This window comes from Desulfobacula sp. (assembly GCF_021107415.1).
In genome coordinates this window covers 1-13641 of sequence record NZ_JAIOSW010000278.1, presented here as the reverse complement: position 1 = coordinate 13641, position 13641 = coordinate 1, and the positions used below count along the sequence as shown (strand labels likewise).

Annotated in this window: 10 protein-coding genes; 8 read left to right on the top strand and 2 right to left on the bottom strand. The window is 37.7% G+C overall.

All coding sequences use genetic code 11. From position 1 onward, the window contains the following. Nucleotides 1–124: 124 nt before the first annotated feature. Complete coding sequence (locus K8S13_RS14705; RefSeq protein WP_291463596.1) at nucleotides 125–2017, bottom strand: bifunctional acetyl-CoA hydrolase/transferase family protein/GNAT family N-acetyltransferase; 1893 nt, start codon at nucleotides 2015–2017, stop codon at nucleotides 125–127. A 75-nt stretch (nucleotides 2018–2092) separates the two neighbouring features. Here K8S13_RS14705 and K8S13_RS14700 point away from each other — a divergent pair, with 75 nt between their 5' ends. The 3 genes from K8S13_RS14700 (at nucleotide 2093) to K8S13_RS14690 (ending at nucleotide 6437) form a co-directional block, all read left to right on the top strand. Further along, the gene (locus K8S13_RS14700; RefSeq protein WP_291463594.1) at nucleotides 2093–4528 is read left to right on the top strand and encodes a glycogen/starch/alpha-glucan phosphorylase; all 2436 of its coding nucleotides are present in this window, start codon (nucleotides 2093–2095) and stop codon (nucleotides 4526–4528) included. A gap of 102 nt (nucleotides 4529–4630) precedes the next feature. Continuing rightward, the gene (locus K8S13_RS14695) at nucleotides 4631–5260 is read left to right on the top strand and encodes a TetR/AcrR family transcriptional regulator (protein WP_291463593.1); all 630 of its coding nucleotides are present in this window, start codon (nucleotides 4631–4633) and stop codon (nucleotides 5258–5260) included. Nucleotide 5261: 1 nt separating this feature from the next. Then, complete coding sequence (locus K8S13_RS14690) at nucleotides 5262–6437, top strand: RNA-binding domain-containing protein (RefSeq protein ID WP_291463591.1); 1176 nt, start codon at nucleotides 5262–5264, stop codon at nucleotides 6435–6437. Between the two features lie 92 nt (nucleotides 6438–6529). Here K8S13_RS14690 and K8S13_RS14685 read toward each other — a convergent pair whose 3' ends face one another. After that, complete coding sequence (locus K8S13_RS14685; protein WP_291463590.1) at nucleotides 6530–7177, bottom strand: PEP-CTERM sorting domain-containing protein; 648 nt, start codon at nucleotides 7175–7177, stop codon at nucleotides 6530–6532. Nucleotides 7178–7844: 667 nt separating this feature from the next. On the opposite strand from K8S13_RS14685, the gene K8S13_RS14680 reads away from it, so the two are divergent. The 5 genes from K8S13_RS14680 to K8S13_RS14660 all read left to right on the top strand — a co-directional run. Then, nucleotides 7845–9482, top strand: coding sequence for a Wzz/FepE/Etk N-terminal domain-containing protein (locus tag K8S13_RS14680; protein WP_291463588.1), 1638 nt, complete (start codon nucleotides 7845–7847; stop codon nucleotides 9480–9482). A gap of 15 nt (nucleotides 9483–9497) precedes the next feature. Further along, nucleotides 9498–10379 (top strand): polysaccharide biosynthesis tyrosine autokinase, encoded by an 882-nt coding sequence (locus K8S13_RS14675; protein ID WP_291463586.1) that lies wholly within the window; start codon nucleotides 9498–9500, stop codon nucleotides 10377–10379. Then, a complete protein-coding gene (locus tag K8S13_RS14670) occupies nucleotides 10372–11766 on the top strand; it encodes a TIGR03013 family XrtA/PEP-CTERM system glycosyltransferase (protein WP_291463584.1) in 1395 nt (464 codons plus the stop codon). The genes K8S13_RS14675 and K8S13_RS14670 overlap by 8 nt, the downstream gene beginning before the upstream one ends. Before the next feature lie 182 nt (nucleotides 11767–11948). After that, nucleotides 11949–12464, top strand: coding sequence for a polysaccharide biosynthesis/export family protein (locus K8S13_RS14665; protein WP_291463583.1), 516 nt, complete (start codon nucleotides 11949–11951; stop codon nucleotides 12462–12464). 20 nt (nucleotides 12465–12484) lie between these two features. Beyond that, on the top strand, nucleotides 12485–13641 hold a 1157-nt coding region (locus K8S13_RS14660), incomplete at its 3' end, for a hypothetical protein (protein WP_291463582.1).

Here is a 13641-nt window from a genome sequence, read left to right as displayed (position 1 = left end):
GATCTTGAAATGCTGTCCCCCAAATACGAGACCTGCGAAATTCAACCCATAGATATGTTTCCCCATACCTATCATATTGAATCTGTTGCATTGCTCTTAAAAAATTGGGTAAAAAAATAAACTTTTATTGTTTCTCTTTATCTTCTTTGGGTTTAGAGAACAGACAGTTTAGAATAATCATATCATTATCTTTTTCTGATGTGATGGCATATGGTAATTTTTGAAACAGCTTTATCATCCCCGTGTTTTCAGGAGAGGTATATGCAACAAGCCCTTTAATATCATTATCAATGGCGGCCCTTGTCAGTTTCCTCTGGAGGATTTGGGCAATTCCCATGCTCTGGTATTCCCTGGATACGGAAAATGCAATTTCTGCCATGTTGATAATGGAGTTTCGAAAATATTCACCAACTGCAATGATTTTTTCAAATCCCAATTCTCCAATAGTCGCAACAATGGTCAGATCATTGATATAATCAATTTCAAATGTTGTATCAATCTGATCATGCACAAAACTCTTTTTTTCATGAAAAAATCTTGAGACAATATCCCCCCGATTCATGGTATAATAGTGTTCCTGAACGCCTCTTTCATCAATGGGTTTGGCAGGTCTGAACATGATGGCAATCCCATTGATTGTAATGGTTTCTTCATATTTTAAAGGATAAACTCCTTTAATAGCCTGTTTGATTTTTCTGTTTATATCAATTAAATTAAATTCTTTGGCTTTTGAAAAGAGTTCATCCCTGAAATCGGGATGAGCAATGCTGATCAATCCCATAGCTCTTTCCTGAAGGGTTTTTCCAAAAAGATTAACCACACCATATTCTGTTGCAACAAATTGAACATCCCCTCTGGGCACAACCACTGCAATATCAGATAAATTGGGAATGATTCGGCTTTTTCTGCCATGATCGGATGTAGAGGTCATCATGAGGATGGACTTGCCGCCCTTTGACATGGCAGCTCCTCTGGTAAAGTCAAGAAGTCCGTTGATGCCGGTATAATTATTATAAGGGAGAGCATCTGCTGCAACCTGTCCTGTCAGGTCTATGGCCATGGCAGTGTTTAAAGAGACCATGGCATTATGTCTGGCAATAATAGACGGGTTGTTGATATAATCTGACGGATGAAATTCAATGGATGGATTGTCATCAATAAATTCATAAAGAAGATTTGATCCGACAGCACTTCCGGCCACAAGTTTTCCATCATTAAATTCTTTTTTTTTATTGGTGATAACTCCCATGGAAAAAAGGCGCATCAACCCGTCTGATAAATATTGAGAATGGATACCCAGATCATTTTTTTCAGACAGGCAAAGCATAAGGGCTTCGCTTGTCACACCTAAACTGGTTTGCAGGGTGGAGCCGTCATCAATCAGCCGTGATAAATGTTTGGCAATAGTATTAGCCGTTTCAAGTTCAGGAAGGGGCTGTATGGTTAAAAGGTCTTCTTCATGTTCAACAATATAATCCACATCATTGACATGGATAAAACTTCTGCCCAATACCCTTGGCATATTCGGGTTTATCTGGCAAATTACAATATCTGCTGATTCACAGGCGGCAAGTGTGATATCCACGGATACCCCCAAACTCATCCACCCGAAATCGTCGGGCGGGGAAGCCTGGATCAGGGCAGCATTTATGGGCATCATTCTTGATTTAAACAAATAGGGAATCTGGGAAAGGTTAATGGGTGTGTTAAATCTTTTATTCCGATGAATTTTGCTCGGGGATGCAGACCCCAGATAGAAGGACCGGATATTAAACTGCTGGGAATGGGACCGGTTGGCCACCAGTGTTAAAGGGCCGCTTTCAATACACAATAATCTGACAATTTCAAGATCTGTAAATCGGACAGAGGCATCTGCTAATTCTTTGACAAGATGTTGGGGCTCTCCGCATGAAGAGCCAATAAATACTCTTTGCCCGGGCTGTATATGTCGCAATGCTTTTTCAGCACTGGTCAGTTTCTGGACATAATTGTCAGCCCAATAAGTTGTTTTTGACATTATATGCATCTCCAATTAATTATTAATCAGTTTTGTGTTATATTAACACGAAAATACCTTAATTAGGAGATGATTATGTCTTATTTTGATTTTACAAGTTTTGAAGCTTCTTTTTATCACCATATTAAATACGTTTTGGGTAAAAAAATTGAGGATGCCACAAAGCTTGATCTTATGAATGCCGTGTCTTCTGCCGTGGGTAAATATTTAATGGATATCAGTTTTGAAACAAATCAGCGGTATAGAGATAATGCTTCAAAACGACTCTATTATCTGTCCATGGAATTTTTAATTGGAAGACTTTTATCCAATAATTTAATGAATTTAGGGATTTACGATAAATGCGCCAGATTTTTAAAAAAGATTGGATATGATTTGGAAGAGCTTGTGGAAGAAGAACAGCATCCGTCACTGGGGAACGGTGGTCTTGGAAGACTTGCGGCATGCTTTTTAGATTCCATGGCAAGCCTTGATATGCCGGGATTCGGGTATGGCATTAATTATGACTACGGCCTTTTTAAACAGGTGATTGTTAATGGATATCAAAGAGAAAAACCCGATTACTGGCCAAATCGATCTTCTCCATGGCTTATCAGGCGGTCAGGGAATAAATGCATGATTCCCATCTATGGTAAAATTGAAGATACAAAGGATATGGATGGAGAATATAATCCCATGTGGACAGATTGGAAACTTCTCATCGGCAGACCTCATGATATCCTTATTACAGGATATGGCGGGCGTACGGTTAATCGATTAAGACTTTTTTCAGCCTGGGCATCCGAAGATTTTGATATGAAGATTTTTAATGACGGCGACTATTTTAAAGCTGTTGAAGAAAAAATAAAATCTGAAACCATCTCCAAAATACTTTATCCGTCAGATTCAAAGGAAGTTGGAAAAGAATTAAGGTTAGTCCAGGAATATTTTCTGGTAGCCTGTTCAGTAAGAGATGTCATCAGGATTTATCAAAAAGAAAATACCGGGTTTGATCAATTTCATGAAAAAGTCGCCATTCAGCTCAATGATACGCATCCGGCATTAACGGTTGCAGAGTTAATGAGAGTTCTGGTTGATGAAAATGCTCTTGAATGGGAAAAAGCCTGGAATATTACGACCAAAACGCTTGGGTATACCAATCATACCCTGTTGCCCGAGGCACTTGAGACATGGCCGGTATCCATTGTTAAACGGGTAATTCCAAGGCATTTGCAGATTATTTATGAAATTAACAGGCGGTTTATTGATACGGTAAAAGAAAAATTCGGTGAGAATAGCGCCCCTTTGATTTCCAAGATGTCTATTATCCGCGAAGGAGGAGAAAAACAGGTCAGGATGGCCAACCTTGCCATTATCGGCAGTCATTCTGTCAATGGCGTGGCAAAAGTGCACTCAGAACTTGTAAAAACAAAACTGGTCCCGGACTTTTATTCATTCTATCCTGATAAATTTAATAATAAAACCAATGGTGTCACCCCCAGACGATGGATCGTCTCATGTAATCCCGGACTGACAAAACTGATTTGTGAGGCTATTGGGGACAGATGGATTAAAGATCTTGAAAGAATCAGAAAAATAGAAGATTTCCAGGATGATTCGGCTTTTATAGATCAATTCATGCAAATAAAAAAAGAGAATAAAACACGGCTGGCTAAAATTATTCAACAAAAAGCGTTTGAAAAGGTTGATCCTGAATCCATTTTTGATATACATGCAAAAAGAATTCATGAATATAAACGCCAGCTTTTAAATATTTTAAACATTATTCATATGTATTTGTTAATAAAAGAAGATCATGTGGATATTGGACATCCTAGAACCTTTATTTTTGCCGGAAAGGCTGCGCCCGGATACCATACTGCCAAACTCATCATAAAGCTTATTCACTCAATTGCCGCGGTTGTCAATAAGGATCCCGAGGTAAATCAATTATTGAAAGTGGTTTTTTTGCCTGATTACAGGGTTTCCCTTGCAGAAAAAATTATTCCGGCTGCTGATGTCAGCGAGCAGATCTCCACTGCCGGTATGGAAGCTTCCGGTACCGGTAATATGAAATTTGCCATGAATGGGGCCGTCACCATCGGTACCCTTGATGGGGCTAATATTGAAATTTATGAACAGGTTGGAAAGGAAAACATCTATATTTTCGGTCTGACGGTTGAAGAAGTTGAACAGGCCAGGCATCAGTATAATCCAAAAGAATATCTTGAAAAAGATGAGCGTTTAAAGCGGGTATTGGGTGCCTTAAGCTCAGATTTGTTTTGCCCGAAAGAACCAAAATTGTTTCAGCATATCTATAACACGCTGGTTGAACAGGGCGATTATTATCTTCATTTTGCTGATTTTTCATCCTATGTTAACGCCCAGGCAATGATTGGCAAAGATTTTAAACAATCAAATCAATGGGCGGTTAAAGCCCTTTTGAATACAGCAAGAACAGGAATGTTTTCAAGTGACAGAACCATTAAAGAGTATGCAGGGGATATATGGAATATTAAGTCACAAATTTAATTAGATTTTTTAATTTTTTTTCTTGAGATTTCTCTTGTTTTCTTGTAATTATTTAATCATTCATCAGTTTATGAATCGCATTCAAAAAATAATGAGGAATATATGGGTATATATGAAAGAAAACAAAGAGAAAAAAAGAAAAGAAAAAAAGAAATTATCAATGCTGCACGTAAAGTTTTTTCCAATAAGGGGTTTAGGGCTGCTACAATGGAAGAAATCGCTTATGAAGCAGAATTGAGTCCTGGAACCTTATACCTGTATTTTAAAAATAAGGAAGAATTGCATACAATTCTTTCCATTGAAATATTAAAACGTCTGGCAGATAAAATTCAAAAAGTTGTCCGCCGGGATATTTCAGTGGAAGAAAAGATTGATAATTTTCAGGATGTATTTATTGATGTATATGAATATGATTCAAATATTTTAATCAACTTATTTCATCTCCAGTCAGGGGAAACACTTAAGAATCTTTCAGATGAAGTCTTAAAGCAGATCAAGGCACACTCAGCCCTGGCTCATGGGGCCATCATTGATGTCATAAGACAAGGTATTGACCAGGGTGTTTTCATAGACGAACATCCCGTGGCTCTTGCAGATGTCCTATGGGCATCCTATAGTGGTATTGTCCTGTGGGTTGATTCCAAAAGGCTTTTAAACAATCAGAAAGCTTTTGTCAAACCTACCTTAAAAACGGCATTCAAGATAATCAGCAAAGGGTTGAAGAAAAAATAAAATGAATAAAAATAAATTATTAGAAATCATCCACAACGGTGAGTCCTCAAAGATCGAGTTTAAAACCGATAATGTCCATCCGGTATCACTGGCTGAGGAAATTGTGGCATTTTTGAATTTTAAAGGCGGCCAAATCATGCTTGGAGTTGATGATTCTGGTATTATACGCGGATGTTCGAAAAAAAATTTCGAAGAGTTTATTATCAATGTCTGCCAGAATAATATTCATCCACCCGTGATTCCTCTTATCGAAAAAGTCATAATAGATGATAAGACTGTTTTTATATTGACCATTGACAAGGGAGAAATACCTCATTGCAGTGGCAAAGGGATTTACCATATTCGTGTCGGGTCAACAAAACAGATTCCAACTCAGCAGGAACTCGTGCGCCTTTTCCAACATAAGAATGTTTTTCAATATGATGAAACCCCGGTTTTAAAGGCTAACGTCAATTCGATAGATCTTTTTAAAGTAAATGATTACCTGATGCGGCTGGGCCAATCTCCTTTAGCTGTTGAAGATTCATTCTATCTGGAAAATGAATTAAACAATCTTTCAATATTGGTTGAACTGGATAATCATTATTACCCGACTCTTGGGGGACTTCTGGTATTTGGAAAAGATCCCCAGAAATATTTTCCATCCTATTATATCTCTTGTGGAGCATACAAAGGTAAAGATGTTGTTTCCGAGGCTATCAGTGAGAAGAACCTTAAAGGATCTCTAGATGAACAGATCAAGGATGCTATGTCGTTTTTAAACTTTGTTGTTCATCAGGACAGGAACCTGATAAATGATACTCAACGCAAAGATGAATATCAATACCCCATGGAAGCGCTGAGGGAGGCCATTGTCAATGCTGTTTGCCACAGGGATTACACCATCAGCGGTGCTTCAATCAGAATCCTTATGTTCCGGGATTGTATTGAAATCCGGTCTCCCGGCGGCCTGCCCAACACTTTGACACTGGACAGCATGATATACCGTCAGTTTACCAGGAACCAGACCATTGCTTCATTCCTGTCCGGTTCCGGATATATGGAAAAAAGAGGAAAAGGACTTCTCAAGATCATGAAGCTGTGTAAAGCTCAGGGCATTTCATATCAGTTTTCTTTAATGCCGGATGGAAATGAATTTGTGGTAACGTTTTCAGATAAACTTCATCTGCCGCAATAAAAACTTCACTCCCTTGTGCCTTGGTGCGAGAATAAAAAAGCAGGACCCCTTACAAGGCCCTGCTTTAATTCTAAATTAAAATCAATGGTATTTTATTTTTGTGTTCTTTTTCTCCCGATACCGGCAAGACCCAGAAGACCGATTCCAAAAAGGACCATGGTAGCGGGTTCCGGAACTGGCGCACCAACGAGTTGGCTTTGTCTATCACCGGAGCCATCCAGATTGACTAAATTAGCAACTTTTATGTCCCAGCCTGTTACAGTGAAATCATAGTTGTCTATAACACCATCTTGGGCAGCATTTAAAATGTTTCTGATACCGAGAAGAGCCAACCAATTGTCAGCGACATCTATTTCATCTTCCATAAACCAAATGGCTTGTTGAACCATCTCCTCTACAATTTCATCTTTTGATCCAAACAAGCCGTCATAAAATGAAGCATACAGCCATAAGGATTGCTGTGAAATGTAGTCTCTGTTAGGATAGCCATCATTGTCATTATCAACACCGCCGCCAGTTGCATAATCTTCAACAGAGTCGATTAGGTATGTTCCGTTATATGAGAAATAATTGTACTTTTCAACACAGAACGTATTATAAGACACACCATTGGTTGTCAAAGTATATCTATCACCAGGAGTCATTGTAGCCAAATCTCCAGCTATTGGCAACGCCCAGGCATTTCCCGCAAATAATAGTAACAATCCAAATAACAATCCTATTTTAATCAATTTCTTCATAACTTGTCTCCTTAGTTAATTATATTTTAATTCATTTTCATTTTTTCACAGTTAGTCTTTATCAAAGCAACTAGCGTGCCAGGAAGTGAAACCCTTTAAACAAGGCATTCTTATAAAATTAAGTTTTGAATTGTGAAAAAGATTACATAAATTGGGTAAAAGATTACATGGTTTTGAGAAAAAAATAACCTAATTTACCAAAAATCAAAATAAAAGGACGCGATTCTAATTTCGATCATTTAATTTAAAAGAATATGAAGATGCATGAAAGGGGAAAAATAAAAATGAAAACAATATTAATTTTTCAATATATAAAATAACAATTTTTGTTAAATTTCTATCAATTTTTGGAATATTGAATATCTAAATTCTTGAAAATGTATAGTTCCCATTCTGGCATGTAATTTGCTATCTACATATAAAATATAATAAGCAAATAAGAAATATACGGTCATTTAAAAAAATATTTCAAAAGAAAAAAATAATTCCAATACGGTTTTTTAAGGGTGTGAAGCATGAATTTCATTGACAAAAAAGCCGTTTTAAGAAATAATATATATTCTTTTTCTATGTTTGATTAAAATTTGCGCCCAACGCAGTAATCGGGAAAATTGGCGGTTTTCGGTCGGGCAATAAATAAAAATAAAAATTTGGAAAATATACTAGAATGGCGGATATCCAACAGCAGGCAGCAACACTAAAACCGGATCAGATACTTGAAATAATAATAAGGCGCAGATGGATCATTATCCTTCCTCTCTGCCTTTTTCTTACACTGGGTTTTTTTCACACCCTTAATTCAACACAGACCTACGAGGCCTCCACAACTATTCTTATCCAGCCTCAAAAGGTGCCGACAGACTATGTTCAGTCAATTGTTACAACAGATATTGCCCAAAGAATCAATACGATTTCTCAGCAGATATTAAGCAGAACAAATCTTGAAATGGTTATCAAAGAATTCGGGCTTTTTCATGATGCAGAGAATATGTTTCAAGAAGATAAGATAAGAAGTATGAGAAAACGGGTTGTTGTGACACAAAACAGCAGCAGAAGGCAGGGTACTGAGGCTTTTTCCGTATCCTTTACCGGCAACAACCCTGAAACCGTAATGAAAGTCGCCAATAAGCTGGCAACCTTCTTTATGGATGAAAATCTTAAAGCCAGAGAAATCCAGGCCATTGGAACCAGTGAATTTCTTGAATCAGAACTTGAAAAAATTAAAAAAAAGCTTGAGCATCGCGAAAAAGAAATTGCTGCATACAGAGCAGCATATATGGGAGGATTGCCTGACGAGCTGGAAACTAATTTGAGAACCCTTGACAGGCTTCAATTACAACGTACTGATGCTTTAACTGCAATGAGAGATACTCAAAATGCAGCCGCTCTTTTAAAAAGTCAAATTTCAAGGCTCAAGGAAATGGCACAAAGCGGCACTGCAACCCTGCAGCCGGATGGTACTGTTGTGGGAACCCTTGCCTTGTCAGTAACAGAACAGCAATATGACCAGGGAAAAAGACAATTGGATGAATTGCTGTTAAAATATACAAATAAGCATCCCGAAGTTATTAAATTAACAAAAAGCGTTGCCAAGCTTAAAAAAAAAGTTGAAGAAGAAAAGCAGGAGAAGAAAAAGGATATAGACAGTCCGGCTACTGATGACACCCGTGTTGCAGCTCCCAATAATAATGTTTTATTCCAGCATGAATTTAATCTCAGACAATTGGAAAACGAAATAAGTAATATAAAGATAAATATCGGGCAGATTAAAAAAACCATGCAGGTTTATCAAAAAAGAGTTGAAGATACCCCTAAAAGAGAGCAGGAACTTCAATCCATCCAAAGGGACTACAACAACATAAGAGAAAGTTATAATTCACTTCTTGCCAGACGTCTCGAAGCAGAGCTTGCAGTTAATATGGAAAAGAAACAAAAAGGGGAGCAATTTCGTATTATCGATTATGCAAGGCTTCCCCAAAAACCTATTTCACCGGATGTTAAGAAACTTTTTATGTTTTCTATTGCAATCGGTCTTGGTATGGGTGGCGGGATCATCTTTTTGCTTGAATTTTTAAATCCGGTCATAAGAACTGAGGACCAGATTGAAACGGAAATTGGTTTGCCCATACTGGCATCAATCCCTCCCCTGGCGAAACCCGGGACTGTTATGAAAAAAAGGATAGAACTATTTGCATTTGCCATTGTTTCCTTTTACGCAGGTACAATGTTTTTATTTTTTGCCTTTTTAAATTTAAAAGGCATTGATAAAACGCTTAATCTCGTTAAAACGTATATCGATATTTAGTATTGGAGTGATCTATTGGGAAAAATTTTCAAAGCATTGGAAAAATCACAACAAAGTGTTGAAAAAGTACAAAGAGTTGTAGACAATTTTGACGCTGAAATTATATCAAAGTCTCATGGTCAGAAAAGATATGACCCGGCACATGGCCCGGTAGATGATATGGCTACACATGATAATGAAATTGAAAATATAACCATAAATATTGACCCCATGCTTGTTACCGGTCTTAAACCACACTCAATTGAAGCCGAACAATTCAGGCAGTTAAAAAATAATATTCTTTTTCCTGAAAAAGGTAACCCGCCGAGATGTATAATGATCACCGCCACTTCTCCGGGCGAAGGAAAATCCTTTGTGGCGGCAAACCTTGCGATCAGCATTGCTCAAAATATTGATGAGCATGTTCTTTTAGTGGATTGTGATCTAAGATCGCCCTCAATTGATTCCATGTTTGGGTTTAATAATATCCAGGGATTGAGTGAATATCTTTCCAAAGCAAAACCTTTATCATCTCTGCTTGTTAAAACTTTTTTGAACAAGTTGACCCTTCTTCCGGCCGGTACAATTCCCACTAATCCTTCGGAACTTTTATCATCTGAGCAGATGAGACGGCTGATCCATGAAGTGAAACTAAGGTATACTGATAGATATATTATTATTGACACACCGCCGCCTTATTTAACTTCAGAAACCAGTGCAATATCAAGACAGGTCGATGGAATTATAATTGTAATCCAACAGGGGAAAACCCGGAAAAAAGATGTTCTGGATCTCATTGATATTTATGGGAAAGAGAAAATCATTGGGGTTGTGTATAATTTCGCTAAGAAAAGAGTCGGTTACGGCTATGGCAAATATGGATATGGCAAATATGGATATGGCGTAAAAAATGCTTAGGGTTTTAAAACAATATTTTCCCATACGAAATATTCTTTTCTTTTTATCCGAAGGGTTATTTATTTTTGGATCTGTTTTTCTGTCTGCGTTGCTTTTAACTAATTCTGCTTCTTTTTTGTTTGATCTGATATTATTTTTAAAAATTTTTCTGATTACCGTTATATGCCAGATCTGTCTCTATTATAATGACTTATACGATTTTGAAATTGCATCCTCCATTCCGGAGGTCAGCATCAGACTTCTTCAGGCGCTTGGCGTAACATCAATTGCTTTGGCTATAATTTATTTTTTTCTTCCCGTTGCCATCATTGATCAAAAGGTTTTCATTTTAAGCGTTTTATTTTTATTGGTTTTTATTATCGGCTGGCGGATTGGGTACATCTGGATTTTAAATAAAGGTTTTTTTAACGAAAGTATTATTATATTGGGGTCCACACCGCTTGCTTTTGATATTATCAACACAATCAATAACACCATTGACTGCGGGTATAATGTAGCACTCTTAATTCCGGATTCAGACAAAGATGATATTGATGAAGCCATTGCAGCTAAACCAACAATAGATTGTAACAGAGAAAGTTTTTGCTCAATTGCTTTGGGAATGGGTGCAAAAAAAGTTGTGGTTGCGCTCAAAGAAAAAAGAGGAGCTTTCCCCACAAAAGAATTGCTCAACTGCAGGACTGAAGGTCTTGAAGTACTGGAGGGCAGTACTTTTTATGAGATGTTGACCGGAAAACTTTTGGTAACAAAGATCAACCCTTCATGGCTGATATTCTCAGAAGGCTTCAAAAAAACCAGGCTTAAAACATTTGTCAAACGAGTTGAAGATATCATTATTTCCAGTATCATGTTAATTCTTTTGTCTCCGTTGCTTTTGCTGACAACTATTTTGATCAAGCTTACATCAAAAGGCCCGGTTTTCTTTTCCCAGGATAGAGTGGGCCAAAACCAGAAAGAATACATGATGCATAAATTTCGATCAATGATTGAAGATGCTGAAAAACAAACAGGACCTGTCTGGGCTCAAACAGATGATAACAGAATTACCAGGGTAGGCAAAATAATCAGAAAATTCAGGATTGATGAATTGCCGCAGTTATGGGATGTGTTAATGGGCAAAATGAGTATGGTCGGACCCAGGCCGGAACGTAAATATTTCACGGATGAGCTTGAAAAACAGATTCCTTACTATACTGAACGATTTAAAGTGAAACCCGGTTTGACAGGATGGGCACAAGTCTCATATGATTATGGCGCCACTGTTGAGGATGCCATAGAAAAACTTAATTATGATCTCTTTTATATAAAAAATTTGTCCATTACCATGGATCTTGTTATAATCATCAGAACTGTAAAAACAGTATTGTTTGGCAGAGGTGCCAGGTAATATTTAATATTGGTAATATTCAATGTGTTTGGAATAAACAACCATGTAGTTGAAAGGGCGGAGCTATGTTTTTTTTACGTGTGACCTTCTGGTTACGTGTGACCTCCAGGTTACGTGTGACCTTCAGGTTAAAAAATTTACAAAAATGGTCTATCATCTGTTTTTTGCTATTTGGATTTTGCATGCCTTCTATTACCCTGGCTGAGGAAAGTGTCGCACCCTATAAAATAGGAGTGGGTGATATCCTGCGCATCAATACATGGCAGGAACCGGATTTATCTTTAGAAGCTGCAATGGTGAGAAGTGACGGCAAGATCACATTCCCGCTGCTGGATGATATCCAGGCCCGGGGTTCAACCACAATGGAACTTAAGGCCACAATAGAAAAAAAGCTTAAAGAGTATGTGGAGTCACCCAATGTTACGGTCACTCTTGCAAATCCTGTCAGCCAAAGATTTTATATTTTAGGAGAGGTGGTAAACACCGGCGAATATCCTATTACAAAAAAAATAACGGTTATGCAGGCTTTTGCCCTTGCCGGTGGTTTTACAGAATGGGCTTCCAAAAATAAAATTATTTTGATTCGGAGAAGTAATGGAAAAGAGACCACCATTATCATTAAATATAATGATATTCTTAAAGGCGATTTTAGCAGGGATATCCCCTTAAAGGCTGATGACACCATCATTGTGCCATAAATTTATAAAAGAGGTGAACCATGAAATTTTCATACAACCTGACAATCTTTTTTTTAACATTATTTTTAGTGTCACCTGCTTTTTCTAAAGTCATCACCCAGTTTGTCCCCTCTGTCTCAATCACAACAGAATATACAGATAACTATAACCAGACTCAAAACAATAAGGATGACGAGTTCTCAACCATTTACGGAGCTGGATTTTTTTTTGGGATCATTGATAAAAATGCAAGCATGTTTTTAAATTATAATCCCGAATATACAGATCATGCAGAATATGACGAGAATGATTCCTGGGCTCATGATATTTCGCTTGAAGGACAAATCCAGGCTTCAGAACGTACCAGCATTACTTTATCTGAAAGTTTTGTAAGAGATTTAACTCGGAGTGTCAGAACAAACAGCTGGGAAGAACATGATACCAATACTACATCCGCAGGTGTCCTGTATCAGTTTGGACCAAGAGACTCAGTTGGTATGGATTATACCTATTCTTTTGATGCATATAAAGATCCAAATGCAGATGAGTACAAATCTCATAACCCCTCAGCATCATTTTCTTATTGGTTTACACCCCAGTTTGGATTAGATCTAAACGCATCATATGAAAAGACCGAATTTGATATTTCAACGGATGACCCGGAAACCTGGACAGGCAACATCAGACTCCTTAAAATCATGACCCGGCATTTAGATACCTATGTTTCCTATGTACATACCGATACAGACCAGGACTCCGGAGACCATACCATATACAACCCTTCCATTGGTTTTGACTGGCGACCTACTGAAGATTCAGGCATCAGTATTGGTATTGGTATCCTTTTTCAGGAATGGGACAATCCGAATTCTTCTGATTCAGAAGACCTCTTCCTTGAATTTGATGGTTACAAAATCTTTGATTTAAGCAGAAAAGCAACTCTTTCCATCACAGGTTCCAGCGGCTATACACCGACAGGCGCTGATGCAGCAAGCCTGGGATTCAACATCTACTATGAAGCAGGCTTTTTATTGAGCTACAGACTGACCAGAAGACTGACGGCTGAATTAGACGGTTCATACGCCATTGATCAATACGATGAGCCTGATATAAACAGAAAAGACAATACACTCGGCATTGGTGCAGGTCTTATATGGTCACCATTGCAATGGCTGACACTCAACCTTTCCTGGTCATT